Consider the following 18,181-nt stretch of genomic DNA (forward strand, 5'->3'; position numbering starts at 1 on the left):
TAGGAGGAAGGTTGGGATAGAGGTGAGATGTTTCTTAGTTAGTAAAAATATCTTGTTTTACACCTCATATTAAATCCACAAAAAAGGACGCCTCGGCGTCCTTTTTAATTTAACTCATCTTAGCTCAGATTAAAGACCAGTCAATAATGCAATTGCGACTTGCTTCATAATGGTTTCCGCAACCCACAATGCCAAAATCGCAAAAATTGGTGACAAGTCAATCATCCCCATATTTGGAAGAATACGGCGGAATGGCGCAAGTAGCGGTTCTGCCAATTCTTGAACCACTTCAATATAAGGCGAACGTGACTGACTAAACATCACGACCCAACTCAAAATAATCGATGCAAAAATTAAGTAACGACAGAAACGGATTAAATCCTGAATCATGGTCACAAAGGTCATAATAATCAGATGGAATGGACTATTCACCGCCACGCCAGACAAATACATCAAACCAAACATTTTTAACAAATACAGAATCACCACCAACACCAATGCTGCGGTATTCACTCGACCTTTAGCCAAAGTAGGGAAAATTCGGCTAAAGATATCGACAATTTTTGTTGCTTTTGCTGTTGCCAAAACCACAGGGTTATATGGACTCACGGCAGCAAGCTGCATTAAAAAACGGAAAAATACGAGCAAAATTGCAACGTTAATAATGATTCCAAAAATTTGAGCAGAGCCCATACTTGAACTTTCCTAAATCAAATCGAATTATTTGGTGCTTTCGCTTAACTCTTGTGCTAACTCTTGGCTACGCTTTTGCGCTGCGGCTAAAGCGGCCTGAATATTTTGTGAAATTTGAGCATGATCAAATACTTCAATCGCAGCTTGTGTGGTACCGTTTGGAGAGGTTACATTTTTACGCAACTCCGCAGGACTGTTGGCACTGGTAATCGCCATTTGTGCAGCGCCCAATGCAGTTTGTAAGGTTAGTGCTGTAGCCACTTTTTCATCCAAACCCATGTTTTTCCCTGCACGGATCATACTTTCCATCATATAGAAAAAGTATGCAGGACCTGAGCCAGAAACAGCTGTTACTGCGTCAATCTGCGCTTCTGAGTTTACCCAAAGTGTTAAACCCGTTGAAGCCAAAACTTGACTTGCAAGATCACGATCTTCAGCTGAAACCGCTTCACCTGCATATAAGCCATGCGCACCGGTTTGAACTAAAGCCGGTGTATTTGGCATGACACGAACAATACGCTCTGTGCCTAATAGTTTTGAAATCGTTGCAATTTCTGCACCTGCAACAATTGAAATCACCAACTTCCCTTCTAGCAAACCTTGTAATGGTGCCAAAACTTTTGCTAACACCTGAGGTTTAACGGCAAAAAGAACAATGTCAGCTTCTCGAATTGCTGCAACATTATCATCGGTCACATGCAAATCTTTTTCAGCCAAAAGCTCACGTACTTTTTCTACGGGATCTGAAACTGTAATACGTGTAGTCGGGACACCACGTGCAATTAGGCCACCAATTAAAGCCTGTGCCATGTTGCCGCCACCAATGAAACTGATATTACAATTTAGAATTGCGCTCATGATTGAAGATCCGATATTGCAGATTTAGCGTTAAGAGATAATGTTGGTTGCCAGCCAGCTTGAGTACAAAATTCAGACTGCGCCAACCAAAAGCCCTGAGGCGTAAAGACGCCTAGCATAACATTATCTCGGCTTAATATTTGAATAGTATGACGATGCCATGGAAAAATTTGCGCCTGCTGAATGGCTTTTTTCAAAGGCCAACTTCCGACACGGCCATATAAATGAATTTTTTCACCTCCAAGACGTGGGCGAATCTGCAGTTGCTGCCCCAATAATTCAGGTGATAAACCAACCTTTGAGGGTTGAATCACAAAATGGCCGGCAGGCAACTTGAGGCACTGACCTGCAACACAAGTTACAACCTCAACCTCTTGAATGGGTTCAGTTGGCAGATATTCCGCTTTGGCAATCCGATGAAGTTGCTGTTGAAAGCGCAGATAATAAAATCCATTCCAGTGTAATGCCGCTTGCGAGTCTTCGCGTGAGCCAATCACTTCTGAAAATAAACGCTGTACCATTTCAAAACTTGGACGATATTGCCCCTCACCTTTCATCCAGTGCGATAACAACTGACGCTGACGTGCCAGACTGAGCTGTTGTAGAACCACCAAAGATAACGCTTGCGATGAGCCGCAGACTGCTAAATCTTGTTGTAATACCTCGTTTAAAATTTCATCGGCATCTTGCATCAAGTAACTGGTTCGACTCAGAGCTTGCTGCATTTTAGGAAATCGATCGCTGAGTAACGGCCACAAAATCTCACGACTCCACGCGCGGTCATAATCGGTATCAAAATTGGTGAGATCTTGAATATTTTGCACATGCAGCTGTGCTGCCCATTGGCAAATTTGCTCACGTGAAAGATCCAATAGCGGACGCCATAATGTAAAATCTTCACGCGCATCGAATTTTTTCATGGCAGCAAGGCCATGGACACCAGCACCTGAAAGTAGCCGCAACATCAATGTCTCCGCCTGATCTTGCTGATGATGTGCGAGTACCAATATTTCATCTGCTTGTAAATGTTGGCGAAAGGCTTGATAGCGGGCCGAGCGTGCTTGATTTTCAAGGTTACCTTGCGCAACCTGAACTTTTTGTATGATGAATGGCAAATTCAGCGCTTTACATTGAGCACGTACAAATTCGCCCCAAGCATGACTACAATCTTGTAGTTGGTGATCAATATAAATTACCCGCATTTTTTCAGGGCACAAAAACGACATAAGATGCAGCAGCAACATGGAATCCATGCCACCACTACATCCTATTAAAAATCGGCTTTGTTCAGGCAGCGCCTGAATTTGACTTAAGCAGTCAGCCCTAAATTGTCGCTGCCAAACTTCATTAAACGCTGATAACGCGCTTCGCATCGTTCGTTTGCATCCATTGGTTGCAGTTCTTCTAGAGCTTGCTTCAAGACCACTTTCAAATCCTGCATGACTTTTTCAGGGTTTAAATGTGCGCCTTCCGCTTCGTCCACCACGTATTCTACAATGCCCATCTTCTGCAATTTATCTGCCGTCAATGCCAATGCTTCACTTGCTTGCTCTGCTTTTTCTGCAGTTTTCCACAAAATAGATGCACAGCCTTCCGGTGAAATCACTGAATAAATACTGTGAGATAACATAATCACACGGTCAGCTACGCCAATACCGAGCGCACCACCCGAACCACCTTCACCCAATACCGTTGCCACTACAGGCACTTTAAGTGAAGAAAGCTGAGCTAAGCTAGTTGCAATCGCTTCGGCCTGACCACGCTCTTCTGCACCCACACCTGGGTACGCACCCATGGTATCAATAAAGGTAAAGACTGGCAGATTAAAACGCTCGGCCATATCCAATAAACGCTGTGCTTTACGGTAACCTTCGGGGTTACTCATACCAAAATTATGCTGTAATTTTTCACGTGTACTACGACCACGGTGCTGACCTACGATCATCACAGGCTGACCATCTAAACGAGCCAAACCACCAATCATCGCTCCGTCATCACCAAATAGGCGGTCACCGTGCAAAGCATCGAACTCTGTAAAAATTTCGCCAACATAATCCAAAAACTGCGGACGTTCAGGATGACGTGCGATCTGAACCGTAGTCCAGGCTTTAGATTGAGCTGCTTTATTTTTCATAGGTCGATCATTATCCCTAACTTAACTGGTCTGTTAATTGATAAATTGTTCCGACTGGATATTCAGTTCAATATCCCAATGCTTAAATTGCACCTGCTCATCATGCAAGTCTGCAACCAACAAAGGCCACTGTTTGGCATCACCAGAAACACTAAGTTGCCATTGTTGCGCATTGTCCACGCTTAATTCAATGGCAGGAAGCATCTCATCGCTGCGACTATGATTTAATAAAACTGCTAAACGAAGCAATAGACATAAGTAAACAAGTTTGTTACCACCGACTTTCATCACATCAATGCGCGCGTCACTACGTAACTTACGACGATGATGCGCCACTAAATGCGACAAATGGTTTTGATCAATTTGTGAGAAACCCGGAATATCCGAATGTTGCAGTAAATAAGCACCATGACGATGGTAACCACTATGACTGATCGCTAAGCCAATTTCATGCAAATACGCTGCACGACGCAGTAAATCACTGTCATCACTGGTCAAATTCAGTGCGGTCGCCACACCATTAAACAGCTGTTGCGCAGTATTTACCACACGTTCAGCTTGTTTCATATCTGCGTTGTAGCGCCCCATCAACGCATGTACAGAACGGTCACGAACATCTTCATGTTGGAAACGTCCCAATAGGTCGTACATCACGCCTTCACGTAACGCGCCATCAGAATAAACCAATTTATCGATATTCAGCACATCAAAGACTGCATACAAAATGGCAATGCCGGCTGGCAAAACTGCTCGACGGTCTTCTTTTAGACCATCAAATTCCATTTCATTGACATGCTTATATTTAAGCAATTTATCTTTGAGTTTAAATAAACCGTCACGTGTCAGTTCTTCCTGATCGTTGCTCCAGCCCATATTGACACAAATCTGACGACACGCTTTGATCGTGCCACTTGAACCGACAACAGTATCCCAGCCTGCAGCTTTATAAGTGTTGGCAATGCCTGCGATTTCCTTGCGAGCAGCATTTACCGCTTTATCAAAACTTTTCAGGTTAATTTCACCATCAGCAAAAAACGCTTTGGTAAAAGCGACACAGCCCATTTGCACAGATTCTGTATGAATCGGTTCAAACTCTTCACCAATAATCAACTCTGTTGACCCCCCACCGATATCAATCACAAGGCGGCGACCACTATTTGCCATAGTATGTGAAACCCCTAAATAAATGAGACGGGCTTCTTCACGACCAGCAATGATTTCAATTGGTTTTGGTAAAATTTCAGCGGCTTTTTGGATAAATTCATGACCATTTTTTGCTTGACGCAAGGCATTAGTCGCCACAATACGTAAACGGTTAGCTTGTACAGGATTTAAACGCCCCACAAAACGTGCTAGGCAGGCTAATCCTCGTTGCTGTGCGGCTTCAGTCAAATTTTTATTTTCGTCTAGACCTGCGGCAAGCTGTACTTTTTCTGACATTGATGCAACTTTTTTCACTTCACCATGGTCTACGCGTGCGATAGCCAAGTGGAAGCTGTTCGATCCCATATCGATAGCAGCAAGTAATTCTTCATCAATCAAAAAATCAGACATTATTCAAAAAAACCTGTTCAGAATTGTGCTTAGATTAATTCACATACATGTAATTTAAAAGCCATTTATGAGTAGTTCGGGCGGAACTTATCGATTTTTTATCTGAAGCAATGATAGTCATACACGATCATCGGCATCGTGATCATCCATTAGACAAACTCGCCATTCAGGTCGAAAATTTACATAACCCCCTACATTGTTATAGTTGGCTATGTAATACTTATAAACATAGAGTCAACTTAAAAATTAATTCCGGAGCAAAATCCATGTCTGGCAATATCGTAAATACAACTGATGAAAACTTCCAAGCCGATGTACTAGAGTCTGATACTCCTGTACTTGTAGATTTCTGGGCAGGTTGGTGTGCTCCTTGTAAAGCCATTGCACCTGTACTTGAAGTACTTTCAACTGAGTTTGAAGGCAAAGTTAAAATCGTTAAAGTAGACGTAACTTCTTGCGAACAAACAGCTGTAAACTACAACATCCGTAACATTCCTGCATTATTAATGTTTAAAAACGGCGAAGTTGTAGCAACCCAAGTCGGTGCCGCACCAAAATCTAAATTGACAGCTTTCATCGAAGAAAACATCTAATATTTTTTCGATAAAAACACTCGAAAATACGCTGTTTTACACAGCGTATTTTTTTGGTTGATAAATTGACAAATGCTGTGTTCTCTCTTATATTGTTTACTCAAGAAATTAAGGATCTCAAATCCTGTCATTTTCTTACAACACAACACATAAAATGCCGCTCGGCAACAGAATTGTTTTTCACATCTCTCTTCATATAACGAATCAGATCTCTGAATTGTTTTGTGCAAACCAATTGCTATCGTTTCTTGCATGATCGCGGCACATTTGTTGCTCCCTTTTCCAACCTGTACCTCAGAATTTTAGATTCTATCTGACCACCTATGAACTTAACCGAACTCAAGAAAAAACCGATTGGCGAACTCATCAAGATTGCCGAGTTTATGGGCCTCGAAGGAATGGCTCGTAACCGTAAGCAAGATATTATTTTTGCCATCTTAAAGCGCCACGCAATGAACGGCGAAGAGATTTTTGGTGATGGCGTTCTAGAAATTCTGTCGGACGGCTTTGGTTTCTTACGCTCTGCAGCGGGTTCTTACCTAGCCGGCCCTGACGATATCTATGTGAGCCCATCACAAATCCGTCGCTTCAACCTTCGTACTGGTGACACTATTACAGGTACGATTCGTCCACCTAAAGAAGGCGAGCGTTACTTTGCATTATTAAAAGTTAATCAAATTAACTACGACACACCCGAAAACTCACGTAATAAGATTCTTTTCGAAAACTTAACACCTTTATTTCCAACCGAACAATTGGTAATGGAATTAGGTAATGGTACAACAGAAGACTTAACTGCGCGTGTGGTTGACTTGGTTGCTCCGATTGGTAAAGGTCAACGTTCAATTATCGTTGCACCGCCAAAAGCGGGTAAAACCATGTTGTTACAAAACATCGCTCAGTCGATTGTTCGTAACAATCCTGAATGTTTCTTGATTGTCCTTCTGATTGACGAACGTCCTGAAGAAGTAACAGAAATGGAACGTACTGTTCGTGGTGAAGTGGTTGCTTCAACATTCGATGAATCACCAGCTCGTCACGTACAAGTTGCAGAGATGGTGATTGAAAAAGCGAAACGTCTTGTTGAACACAAAAAAGATGTAGTGATTTTGCTTGACTCAATTACTCGTTTAGCACGTGCTTACAACACTGTAATCCCTTCATCTGGTAAAGTTCTTACTGGTGGTGTGGATGCCCATGCTTTAGAACGTCCAAAACGTTTCTTCGGTGCAGCACGTAATATCGAAGAAGGTGGGTCACTGACAATTATCTCAACTGCGTTGATTGAAACTGGCAGTAAGATGGATGAAGTGATCTACGAAGAATTCAAAGGTACAGGTAACCAAGAAATTACCCTAGACCGTCGTATTGCTGAAAAACGTGTGTTCCCTGCGATGAACATCAAAAAATCAGGTACACGTCGTGAAGAGCGCCTAATGTCTGAAGATAACCTCCGTAAAGTTTGGATTTTACGTAAATTGCTTCATACACAAGACGAACTTGCAGCGATGGAATTCTTGCTTGATCGCATGAAAGAAACCAAAACCAATGATGATTTCTTCGATCAAATGAAACGTAAAGCATCCAACTAAGTTGAATGTTTGACTGAAAAGGCCATCTATAACGATGGCCTTTTTATTTGGTTGACTTTAGTTACACAAAGAAACATTTGATAGATCTCCATGTAAATTTATTTTCAAGTTTATGATTATAAAAAATATATTTTAAAAAACCCTATTCTTTTTAGTAGTTTATTTGCTATTTCGCCAATATAAAACTTTCTCTTAATTGTTATTTTCTGTTAAAAAATGGCCGTTTTTCACCTATTTTTAACGGTTTTTTCAAAGTCACTAGTAGCATTTCAAAATACTCAGTGATAGCATACACGCAGACCAGTTAGACTGCTCTATGCATTTTTAATACCTATTCAAATTAGGCATAATAAAAAGCACACAACAGACTAACGCAGGTTATTTTTTAATCTCATATTTTAGAGAGTGATGCCATGTTATTCAAAAAAATCGCTATTGCTGCTGCAGTTGCTACTACTTTAGCTTTCGTTGGTTGTGCTAAAAAAACTGAAGAAGCTGCTCCTGCTGCTGCTTCTGAAGCTGCTGCTTCTGAAGTAGTTGCTGCGTCTGACGCTGCTGCTGTTGAAGCTTCTGCTGCAACTGTTGCTGCTTCTGAAGCTACTGCTGCTGCTTCTGAAGCTACTGCTGCTGCTTCTGAAGCTACTGCTGCTGCTTCTCAAGCTGCTGCTCAATAATCTAACCGATTATTCAGTACAAAAAGAGAGCCCTTTGGCTCTCTTTTTTATCGCCTCAAACTTTAGACCCTAGTTAATAATAATAGCTAAAATTCAAAATACTAAGCCCATGCTTATTGAAAAATAAAAACTGACAATTTAGCTCAAAGAAAGCCACAATCAATCTCTACGACAACTCAACTCAAGTATATCGTCTCACTTTAAAACAAATATTCTTCAACATGAATTGTGCGATAGATGATGAGCACTGCACCTCCTAAATCAAAGGAAAAAAAAGCAGATCAATTGATCTGCTCATTTCCAACACGTTGACGGAATTTTTGTCCCGCACGGAAGGTCACTACACGACGGGCAGAAATCGGAATTTCTTCACCCGTTTTCGGGTTACGGCCTGGGCGTTGACGTTTATCACGCAACTCGAAGTTACCGAAACCTGAGAGTTTAACTTGTTCCCCAGAGATTAGCGCTTGGCTAATCTCATCGAAGAATAACTCGACCATTTGTTTTGCTTCACGACGGTTTAAACTCGTGAGCTCACTTAAATGATCAGCCATTTCTGCTTTTGTTAATGCTGTCATGAAGCCCTCAATGTCGCCTGGTAAGTGTTTTCCAACACCTGAAGTATGTTATCCATACCGGTTTTGATTTCAGCATCTTCTAATGTACGTGTTGGATGTTGCCATTGAATTGCAAATGCCAATGAGCGCTTGCCTTCTTCGACACCTTGACCAGTGTACACATCGAATAACCAAACTGCGTCTAAAAGCTCACCGCCGGTTTTTTCGATAAGTTGCTGAATTTCACTAACATTAATCTTATCACTAATTAAAAGCGCAATATCACGTCGAACCGACGGAAAACGTGATAATTCTGTAAAATTAGATACATAAGTTTGCAAAACAGCCGATTGATCTAATTCAGCGACCCAAGTAGTCGCCAAATCCAACTCATCTTCTAAAGATGGGTGTAAACGACCAAAGTAACCAATTGATTGACCATTGACTAAGATTTCAGCAGATTGACCTGGATGTAACCACGTACGCTCTGAACGTACATATTCAACATTTAAACGTGCAGAATTTAAAATCTCCTCTACATCGCCTTTAAAGTCAAAGAAATCCATAGGCTGTGCTTTACCATGCCAAGATTCAGTCGTACGTGAACCTGTTGCAACCAGTGCAAATGTTGGGATCTGTTTGAGATCATGAATGCTGTTCGCACCTTGATAATCAAAACGTAGACCAAGCTCATAGAAACGAACACGATTTTGCTGACGGTTCACGTTGTATTGCACACATGGGATCAAACTTGATAATAAGGTTGAACGCATCACTGCAAGATCACTAGAAATCGGGTTTGCAAGCGCTAGTGGTTGAACCTGTGGATTCAATTGTTTCTCAAGTTTCGCATCAGCAAAGCTAAAGCTAATTGCTTCTTGATAACCCAAAGCCACTGCAGTTTGACGTAACTGAACCAATTCAAATTGGTCTTGGTATTTCGCCAGTTTGACATCAATCACCGGCAAGCTAATTTGAATATTGTCGTAACCGTGAATACGTGCCACTTCTTCGATGAGGTCTTGGTAAATCGCCATGTCAAAACGGTGTGATGGCGGTACAACTGTCCACTCACCTTCTGCTTTCACAGTGACATTGCAACCCAAACGCGTTAAAGCATCGGTAATAAATGCAGATTCAACTTTATAACCAAGCAGTTGATCAACTTGTGCTTGATTTAGTTCAATGGCTTCACGTTTTGGTAATAACTCTACTTTTTCAGCAACAGTAATTGGACCAAATTCGCCGCCAGCTAAATCAGCGATAAGCTGAGAAGCACGGTGCATTGCCGTCATCGGCAATTCAAAGTCTACACCGCGTTCATAACGCTGAGATGCATCAGTATGCAAACCAAAACTACGTGCACGACCTGCGATATAGAGTTGATCAAAGAACGCCGACTCAAGGAAAATTTCAGTGGTATCATCAGAAACCGCTGAACTTAGGCCACCCATGATTCCTGCAATCGCCAAAGCTTTTTGATCATCCGCAATCACCATCACGTTTTCAGATAATTCAACTTCTTGTTCATTCAACAACGTTAATTTTTCTGCTGCTGTTGCTTGGCGTACACGAATTGCCCCTTCAACTTTACCGCCATCGAATGCATGTAAAGGTTGACCCAATTCCATTAAAACGTAGTTGGTAATATCGACCAAAATACTGTGCTGACGGATGCCCGCACGAGCCAATGCACGCTCCATCCACTCAGGAGTTGGTGCTTTGGTATTGACGTTTTTGATCACTCGACCTAAGTAACGTGGGCAACCATCAGTTTCAACAACAACTTTCTTCTCATCAGTAATTGTTGCAGCAACTTCTTTAATTTCAGGGGCAGTCACAGGGAGTTGATTAATCACACCAATTTCACGTGCAATACCACGAATACTGAAACAGTCTCCACGGTTTGGCGTGATGCTGATATCAATCACATTGTCATCAAGATCTAAATATTCACGCACATTTACACCAACAGGTGCATCTGCTGGAAGCTCTAATAGACCGTCGATTTTGTCTTCAAGATCAATTTCAGACGCACCGCACAGCATGCCTTGCGATTCAACACCACGAAGCTTGCCTTTTTTGATTTTGAAATCGCCCGGAAGTACTGCACCAATGGTTGCTACAGGAGCTTTCATGCCTACACGCACGTTTGGAGCACCACAAACGATTTGTAACGGCTCGCCTGAACCGATGTTTACAGTAGTGACACGTAAACGGTCAGCATCGGGATGTTGAACCACTGTTAAAACTTCACCGACTACTACACCAGTAAATGGTTTTGCAGCAGGAGATAAATCATCAACTTCTAAACCTAACATGGTCAGTTGGTCAGAAAGTGTATCGCTATCAATGGCTGGGTTAACCCATGTACGCAACCAATTTTCGCTAATTTTCATTGTATAAAAACCTATTAATTCTAAATTTCTAATCCCCTCTAGCGCCCCTTTAAAGAAAGAGGACGAACCCTAAGTCATGATGGACACCCCCTCTCCTTTTAGGAGAGGTTAGGGAGAGGTATAAAACTGTTTAAGCAAATTGGCGTAAGAAACGCACATCATTTTGGTAGAACATACGTAGGTCATTAATGCCATAACGCAACATTGCAAAACGTTCTACACCTAAACCAAAGGCAAAGCCTTTGTATTTTTCTGGGTCAATGCCAGCGGCTTGTAAAACGTTTGGATGCACCATACCGCAGCCCAAAACTTCCAACCATTTACCACGTTCATCCATGATATCCACTTCTGCACTTGGCTCTGTGAATGGGAAATAAGATGGACGGAAACGTACTTTCAAATCTTTTTCAAAGAACTCATTTAACAAGTTCACCAACAAACCTTTAAGTTCTGCAAAGCTGGTGTTTTCAGCCACATACAAACCTTCGATTTGATGGAACATTGGCGAATGCGTTTGATCTGAGTCACAGCGATAAACACGACCAGGACACACAATACGGATTGGAGGCTGCTGAGTTTCCATCGTACGAATTTGCACGCCTGAGGTATGCGTACGAAGTAAATGATTCGCATCAAAATAGAAAGTGTCGTGCATCGCACGTGCAGGATGATGACCCGGAATGTTCAATGCTTCAAAGTTGTGATAATCATCTTCAACTTCTGGACCAGTCGCAACAGTAAAGCCAGCTTTGGTAAAGAATTGGCAAATACGTTCTTGAACTTGAGTCACAGGGTGAATACTACCCACCGTTTGACCACGGCCGGGTAAAGTAATATCAATCGTTTCGCTAGCAAGCTTTTGTTCTAATGCAGCTTTTTGTAATTCAGCTTGACGAGCAGTCAGTGCGCCAGTAATCGATTCACGAACGGCATGAATTTGAGCACCAAAAACTTTACGTTCTTCTGGGTCCATTTTACCGAGCGACTTCGATTGTTCCGCGAGCTGGCTTTTCTTCCCTGTAAATTGCACTCGCACTTGGTCGAGTGTAGCAAGGTCCTCTGCTGCTGCAATCGCAGCGAGCGCTTCAGTGGTCAGGGCTTCCAGTGACATAGTAACTCTCAAAGCAACAATTTAAAAAAATAATATAAACCCCTTATTCTAACAGTTTTTAGCCGTTATGATGAAGCGCATTCACAAGTTAAAATTGCATTAGCATCAAGTTTTAAAAAAAGTATAAGATAAACACAATATCAATGGGATCCAATCTTTATGGCACTCGATCCAATCTGGAAACAACAGCTCACACTCGTCACTTATGGCAATGAATTTCTCAACCAAGGTTTGAGTTTTCATCGTTGGTTGAATCACCACATTTTTGATCAGCACAGTTTCCATTTTCGTGATTTGCTTTCACAGCATTTATTGGCTCAACATTTCCAAATTTGGCTAGAGGGCTTAAAAAAACAAGGGGTACAACGCTTAAGTTTACATAGCTCTAGCTTGCTGAATGATGAACAAAATCCGAATGCTAACGTTGAACTTCTTCCCTTTGCCCATTTTATTGTAAGCCACGAAAAAAATAAAAAGCAGGCATGGATTTTTGGTAAAGAACTTGCCGAGTGGTATAACGCAGAAAATGACTATGAAGCACCGGCATCCCAACAACTGCAAATTCGTCGAGAAACTTTTTGGCGCTATGAGCTGAACCATAAACTCATTAAACGCATCGCAGCGGATATGCAGTTACCAAGATGGGATGATATTCATAACTTCACTGAAGCAGAATTATTTTTACAAAAACCTGCGGAAGGTTTTATTGAGCCGGAGGTGTTGGGCACACCTTATTATGGTACACAGCCTGATCTAAGCAGCGAATCGAATGAATCTACAAAACTTGCACTCTTGCCAACGGATGCACAAGCGGATTTTGCACATGACAGCTTACATCGCTTAGATGCATTAAACCGCCATATACAGTCTAAAATTCAGCATCCCTATCATGCAGATGGCAGCATCTATACACCTGAAGAACAGTTAAATTTACGCCATTTTGCTCAAAAAACTGAAGATTTAACGGCTAAATTTATCGTAAAAGTCGCCAATCACTATAAAACTGCACGTTTAACTCCTGTGGTTGAAAGCTCTCCTCTGGATGGCTTTAAAACTGAGCATAGAAAATCAAATCCTCAGCATGCACACCCGGCTAACTCGCCTCATAAACCCGGTGCAGGTGGAGTGATTACTTTAATTATTATTACAGTAGTAATTTGCTTATTGGCTTATTACTTCGGACTTTAACTGTATAAATGTGATTGACATTAAAAGCCCTTCTCACAGAAGGGCTTTTTTTATAAACATACTTCTGTATGAAAGATCTCAAAATTATGAGGTCGTTAAATAATTAAACGGACGAATTTCTAATCGAACGCGATGCTGATCGGCATGTTGATTAATATAATGACTGACAGAGACTACTTCCCCCTCAAGCTCTGCGTCTGCACCATACATGATTTTGACTGCCTCACCTTTGCGGGGAATCATTTCGAGCTCTACAGTGATGCTACCTTGACCCATACCAACTATTTCAGCCAACATTTTATTTTCCTTTTGTTCTTTTCTATCCATACATTAGGCATGTCGCAAAGCGCGGTATAAAGATTATTTCTGTAACTTAACTGCACTTTTTATTGATAAAACATCAAAACTTAAACATCAAAAACATAAGAGTCCAATTGTTCTAAAAATGCATCAACTGCATTTGCAGACTTTAAACGAATCCATTGAATATGTTGATATTCAGGTGCATTCATCATCTGTAGATATTTTTCACGATTCTTTTTATGGGTCTTAATCATCCACCAGACAATGGAATCTCGACCAAACATCCGCCACAAACTTTCCTGATTATTTGAATCTGGCCAAAGATCTTGTTTGGACTTAGCCCGAGAAATTGCGCGCTTTACAGAGCGGTATAAATTGACTGGAAACGGAAGGTCTAACCATATCACCGTATCTATTTCAGACCATTTAACAGGAATCGCCCGAGTATAATTGCCATCAATAACATAACCATTTTTCGCTTTAGCAATTTCAGCTCCGATACGTGCAAAAAAGATTTCGTCAGGACACTCCTGCCAATCATCTAGCCAAAATAGGTTATCCAGTTCAATATAATGTAACCCTATTTTGTCCGCCAAAGCTCTGGAAAAGGTTGATTTTCCAGTGGCCGATGTACCGACTACGTTTATTCTTTTCATTGTCATGATGATCTACTTGAGTCTGGTGTATCTACTTCAAGATAGCAGCATTGGATCTGTAGGTTAACTTTTATTCTTCACGATAATCCAAAAGATCTGCATCGATATTGATAAAGTCAGGTTCAATTGCAGTATAAAAACACACTTTTCACAGACTATATTGATCCAATAATTTTTCAGTTGGTATTTATCCATTCATTTATGGCCGCCCCCCCTATCTGCACGCCTTATAAAAAAAAACAGATTCTAGCTGTCCCCAGATGAATGAATTAATTCTGCCCGCAATTATGATGAACATGCGCAATATAAATACCTTCCCGTTCTGAGCGCAAAGCGCCGTGTGCATGTGCGGGCCTTCAACTGAGCATTAAACAAACCGGCCAGGTAACAAGATCGAAGCTAAACATTGAAATCACGACATAATACGCACAAACCGTGGCTCGGGGCGCAGCACCTACCTAGCCTATTCATTTTCAGATATAATTTAGCGCTAAGCATCGATCAAATATTCAAAATTTAAATATAGTAACCAAACACTTAAATATAAAATTTCAACATAATTATTATGAGACTTTATGAAAACAGAATTTGACATTTATGCTAAAAAACCGCTGATTTCATGGCCAACAATTTTAATGCTTATTTTACTAGGCATTGCGATGGTCTTTATTATACCTTTTTTCAAATGGTTTAGAGATCAAGCTCAACCGCTTAACGTCAGCATAGTGATTGAATACCTGCAATTCACCCTAAAAAATTTCCCGATTTACAAGCTGCAAGCCGATCATGCCCAGCTGATCCTGCTCTACATCGTATCTATAATTGTCATTGATTACTTAAAAACGCAGATTAAACTGGTCATTACGCCTGATAAAATTTATTACCGCTTGTGGAAAATACCTCTCAGCACATTCATTCAGCGGCAGGAGGTAGAATACTGTCAATTTGCCATTCTTGGTATAAAACGCCCAAAACGGATCTCATGGCTGCAGCGTCCCATTTATCAGACTGCCAACAAAGAAAATCCACAGCTTTTATTCTTCCCCCTTAAAAATGTTCAATCTCAACTGCACCTTGCATGCTTAAGTGAACATGAAAAAGGGCAGCTGATTCAAATACTCAAACAATATTATAATTTTCAGGATGAGATTGCGGCGCTGATGCTTTCTCAAGAAGATCTGCAAAATTTAATTCTGCAAACCAAGATCAGCCCGCGGATCGCCTACCTGCTTATCGGCATCGTTCCTATTGGTATTTTGGGCTTATATTTAAACGCGCAAGCGCAGTTCTTTTACATTTCCAATTATCCGGTTTTGCTGTGTTTGGCCATTATTTTTCTGCTGATTTTCATCCCAAGCGTATTGTGGATACAAAAAGATATTCCCAAAATGGCGCTTACAGGAAGCGTGCTGTCCAGTACATTTTTAACGCTGAGCCTGAGCTTTTTTCTAATGCCAGTATTGCATAGTTATTATGCTTTGCATTTTGGCACTCATAAAATGACCGATGCGCAATTACTCTCAATGGATGCAGATGGTCAGAAATGGTTGTTATTAGACAACCAGCAAACTTTTCATATTTTACCTAAAACACCTTTCTACAACACGCACTTTAAAATAAATGCAATTTATGAATTTCCCATTTATTATCATTGGCATAACTATCATTTTCAGCACCGAGACCTTGCTTATGTCCAGCTTAAAACAAAAACCGATTAATATTGGTTAAGCTTACATAAGAATTTAAAGCCAAAAAAAAGACCGCTAAAAGCGGTCCCTTTTTAAGTCATAAAGACTTATGCAGCTAATGCATCTTTAGCTTTAGAAGCTAAAGCAGCAAACGCAACTGCGTCATGCATAGCGATGTCAGCAAGTACGCGACGGTCGATAATCACTTGAGCTTTTTTCAAGCCAGCGATCATACGGCTGTACGACAAACCATTTTGACGAGCACCAGCATTGATACGCGCAATCCATAGAGCACGGAATTGACGTTTCTTTTGACGACGGTCACGGTAAGCATATTGACCTGCTTTGATTACTGCTTGGAACGCTACGCGATATACGCGTGAACGAGCGCCGTAGTAACCTTTAGCACGAGCAAGAATTTTTTTATGACGGCGATGAGCCTGCACACCACGTTTAACACGAGCCATTTATAATCTCCTTAGATGTATGGGCACATACGGCGAACTGAAGCAACGTCACTTACGTGAACCATTACACAGCCGCGTAATTGACGGATACGCTTAGCAGATTTTTTGGTCAAAATGTGTCGTTTGAACGCTTGGTGACGTTTAAAACCGTTTGCAGTTGGCTTGAAGCGTTTAGCTGCACCACGGCGAGTTTTCATCTTAGGCATAAGAACCTCTTTTGAACACCTGTTCGGCACGTCTGCACCATTGCAAAGACGCCCTGCAGGTAAGGGAGCGAGTATTCTAAAGCATCTTTGCTCAAAACAAAAGCGAATCTTTCTACCTAATATCGAACTTAATTAATTTTCTGATATAGATTTTCCGATGATTTTATAAGCGATGTCCAATAAGGCTTATATAATGTCAGCACGCCAACTATTAATGTCCATTATGAAACCTGCACAGGATGCTTTTGCAGCCCTACGTTATCGGGATTTCTCGATTGTTACGCTTAATCAATTTTGTCTGACCTTAGCCATTTTGATTCAAGAAATTATTGTTGCTTACTCACTGTATCAAATCACTAAAGACCCGCTAACACTGGGCTTAATTGGTTTAGCCGAAGCAATTCCTTTTATTGCTCTCTCTTTGTGGGGAGGATACTTTGCAGATCGTTTCAATAAACAGACCATTATGAAAATTTGTCTGTTTTTTTCTGTACCGATGCCACTGATTCTTTGGGGGTTATTTCACCAATATGGTCTCGGCCAAATTGATGTCACCCAACTGTCTTGGGGTATTTATGCGGTCATTTTTGGGCTTGGAACTATCCGTGGTTTCTATAATCCCTCGGCAACGTCGCTTAAACCTTTTTTAATCCCGCGGGAGCTCTATGCCAATGGTGCAACATGGACAACGATTGGTTGGCAAAGTGGGGTGATTATTGGGCCAATGCTTGGCGGTTTTATGTTGGCATTTTTAGGCCGTGAAACCAGTTTGCTCAGTGTTGCAGCACTACTAACGGTCTGCTTCGTCCTCATTAATCTGCTCAGTAAACGCAGTTTCCCTAAAATTGAATCTGACAATTTAAAAGATAGTTTAAGTGAAGGTTTTCGTTTTATCTGGAAAACCAAAATTGTCCTTTGGGCGATTTCACTCGATTTAGTTTCTGTGCTTTTTGGTGGCGTGATTGCCCTCTTACCGATTTTTGCCGAAGATATTTTAAAAGTGGGGCCTGAAGGTTTAGGCTACTTACGGGCAGCACCGTCTATTGGCGCCCTGATCACCATGATTGCATTGACCAAATTCCCTCCAACTCATCATGCATGGCGCAATATGTTATTGGCTGTAGCGGGTTTTGGTGTATTTACCATTTTATTCGCATTTTCAAGCAATCTTTGGCTATCACTCTTTGCACTGGCAATGACTGGTGCATGTGACAGCATCTCTGTGGTGGTTCGCCAAACTATTTTACAGCTCTATCCGCCGGAAAATATGCGTGGGCGTGTTGCCGCGGTCAATGGCATGTTTGTCTCCAGTAGTAATGAACTCGGTGCATTTGAATCTGGATTGGCTGCAAAATATATGGGCACGATCATGGCGACAATCTTTGGTGGCTGTATGACCATGGCTGTAGTTGCAATCAGTTGGGCAAAAACCCGTGACTTGTTTGGGATCGACATTACCCATCAGTCAAAAAAATAATGGCATATTTTCCATTTAAACCTTGCCAGTA

18 protein-coding genes are annotated in these 18,181 nt (G+C 41.3%); 6 read left to right on the forward strand and 12 right to left on the reverse strand.

Going from position 1 to position 18,181, the window contains the following annotated elements; all coding sequences use genetic code 11:
- Window positions 1–129 precede the first annotated feature (129 nt).
- From FTV50_RS10555 to ppx, 5 genes are read right to left on the reverse strand one after another with little or no spacing between them, the layout of a single operon-like run.
- A complete protein-coding gene (locus FTV50_RS10555) occupies window positions 130–693 on the reverse strand; it encodes a YggT family protein (RefSeq protein WP_078192625.1) in 564 nt (187 codons plus the stop codon).
- 27 nt (window positions 694–720) lie between these two features.
- Window positions 721–1,551 carry a pyrroline-5-carboxylate reductase gene (proC, locus tag FTV50_RS10560; protein ID WP_078192626.1) on the reverse strand — a complete coding sequence of 277 codons (831 nt, stop codon included), beginning with the start codon at window positions 1,549–1,551 and terminating at the stop codon, window positions 721–723.
- Window positions 1,548–2,924 carry a tRNA lysidine(34) synthetase TilS gene (gene tilS / locus FTV50_RS10565; RefSeq protein WP_180024387.1) on the reverse strand — a complete coding sequence of 459 codons (1,377 nt, stop codon included), beginning with the start codon at window positions 2,922–2,924 and terminating at the stop codon, window positions 1,548–1,550. Before tilS ends, proC begins: the two co-directional genes overlap by 4 nt.
- Window positions 2,861–3,685: an acetyl-CoA carboxylase carboxyltransferase subunit alpha gene (locus FTV50_RS10570; protein WP_078189570.1), complete on the reverse strand. Its 825-nt coding sequence runs from the start codon at window positions 3,683–3,685 to the stop codon at window positions 2,861–2,863. Before FTV50_RS10570 ends, tilS begins: the two co-directional genes overlap by 64 nt.
- 33 nt (window positions 3,686–3,718) lie before the next feature.
- Complete coding sequence (gene ppx / locus FTV50_RS10575) at window positions 3,719–5,239, reverse strand: exopolyphosphatase (RefSeq protein ID WP_078192628.1); 1,521 nt, start codon at window positions 5,237–5,239, stop codon at window positions 3,719–3,721.
- A 266-nt stretch (window positions 5,240–5,505) separates the two neighbouring features.
- Here ppx and trxA point away from each other — a divergent pair, with 266 nt between their 5' ends.
- The 3 genes from trxA (at window position 5,506) to FTV50_RS10590 (ending at window position 8,098) form a co-directional block, all read left to right on the forward strand.
- Complete coding sequence (gene trxA, locus FTV50_RS10580) at window positions 5,506–5,832, forward strand: thioredoxin (protein WP_078192629.1); 327 nt, start codon at window positions 5,506–5,508, stop codon at window positions 5,830–5,832.
- A gap of 323 nt (window positions 5,833–6,155) precedes the next feature.
- A complete protein-coding gene (gene rho / locus FTV50_RS10585) occupies window positions 6,156–7,424 on the forward strand; it encodes a transcription termination factor Rho (protein ID WP_067731074.1) in 1,269 nt (422 codons plus the stop codon).
- Between the two features lie 413 nt (window positions 7,425–7,837).
- Window positions 7,838–8,098, forward strand: a complete 261-nt coding sequence (locus FTV50_RS10590; RefSeq protein WP_180024388.1) for a hypothetical protein — start codon at window positions 7,838–7,840, stop codon at window positions 8,096–8,098.
- Between the two features lie 281 nt (window positions 8,099–8,379).
- Here FTV50_RS10590 and FTV50_RS10595 read toward each other — a convergent pair whose 3' ends face one another.
- The 3 genes from FTV50_RS10595 to pheS all read right to left on the reverse strand — a co-directional run bounded on the left by FTV50_RS10595 (window position 8,380) and on the right by pheS (window position 12,165).
- Window positions 8,380–8,676, reverse strand: a complete 297-nt coding sequence (locus tag FTV50_RS10595) for an integration host factor subunit alpha (RefSeq protein ID WP_004783565.1) — start codon at window positions 8,674–8,676, stop codon at window positions 8,380–8,382.
- Window positions 8,673–11,054 (reverse strand): phenylalanine--tRNA ligase subunit beta, encoded by a 2,382-nt coding sequence (pheT, locus tag FTV50_RS10600; RefSeq protein ID WP_180024389.1) that lies wholly within the window; start codon window positions 11,052–11,054, stop codon window positions 8,673–8,675. Before pheT ends, FTV50_RS10595 begins: the two co-directional genes overlap by 4 nt.
- A 130-nt stretch (window positions 11,055–11,184) precedes the next feature.
- Window positions 11,185–12,165, reverse strand: coding sequence for a phenylalanine--tRNA ligase subunit alpha (gene pheS / locus FTV50_RS10605; RefSeq protein ID WP_180024390.1), 981 nt, complete (start codon window positions 12,163–12,165; stop codon window positions 11,185–11,187).
- Between the two features lie 159 nt (window positions 12,166–12,324).
- On the opposite strand from pheS, the gene FTV50_RS10610 reads away from it, so the two are divergent.
- Window positions 12,325–13,353 (forward strand): hypothetical protein, encoded by a 1,029-nt coding sequence (locus tag FTV50_RS10610; protein WP_180024391.1) that lies wholly within the window; start codon window positions 12,325–12,327, stop codon window positions 13,351–13,353.
- 84 nt (window positions 13,354–13,437) lie between these two features.
- Here FTV50_RS10610 and FTV50_RS10615 read toward each other — a convergent pair whose 3' ends face one another.
- Entirely contained in the window at window positions 13,438–13,650 is a 213-nt protein-coding gene (locus FTV50_RS10615) for a hypothetical protein (protein WP_111884721.1), read from the reverse strand.
- Window positions 13,651–13,760: 110 nt separating this feature from the next.
- The gene (locus FTV50_RS10620) at window positions 13,761–14,312 is read right to left on the reverse strand and encodes an adenylate kinase (protein ID WP_180024392.1); all 552 of its coding nucleotides are present in this window, start codon (window positions 14,310–14,312) and stop codon (window positions 13,761–13,763) included.
- Window positions 14,313–14,887: 575 nt separating this feature from the next.
- Here FTV50_RS10620 and FTV50_RS10625 point away from each other — a divergent pair.
- Complete coding sequence (locus FTV50_RS10625) at window positions 14,888–16,030, forward strand: hypothetical protein (protein ID WP_180024393.1); 1,143 nt, start codon at window positions 14,888–14,890, stop codon at window positions 16,028–16,030.
- 77 nt (window positions 16,031–16,107) lie between these two features.
- On the opposite strand, the gene rplT is transcribed toward FTV50_RS10625, so the two are convergent.
- The gene (gene rplT / locus FTV50_RS10630) at window positions 16,108–16,467 is read right to left on the reverse strand and encodes a 50S ribosomal protein L20 (RefSeq protein ID WP_004647525.1); all 360 of its coding nucleotides are present in this window, start codon (window positions 16,465–16,467) and stop codon (window positions 16,108–16,110) included.
- 11 nt (window positions 16,468–16,478) lie between these two features.
- Window positions 16,479–16,673, reverse strand: coding sequence for a 50S ribosomal protein L35 (rpmI, locus tag FTV50_RS10635; RefSeq protein WP_065994397.1), 195 nt, complete (start codon window positions 16,671–16,673; stop codon window positions 16,479–16,481).
- 223 nt (window positions 16,674–16,896) lie between these two features.
- On the opposite strand from rpmI, the gene FTV50_RS10640 reads away from it, so the two are divergent.
- Window positions 16,897–18,150, forward strand: a complete 1,254-nt coding sequence (locus tag FTV50_RS10640) for an MFS transporter (protein WP_180024462.1) — start codon at window positions 16,897–16,899, stop codon at window positions 18,148–18,150.
- Window positions 18,151–18,181: the final 31 nt, after the last annotated feature.

Source organism: Acinetobacter sp. YH1901134 (assembly GCF_013416965.1).
Lineage (GTDB): Bacteria > Pseudomonadota > Gammaproteobacteria > Pseudomonadales > Moraxellaceae > Acinetobacter > Acinetobacter amyesii.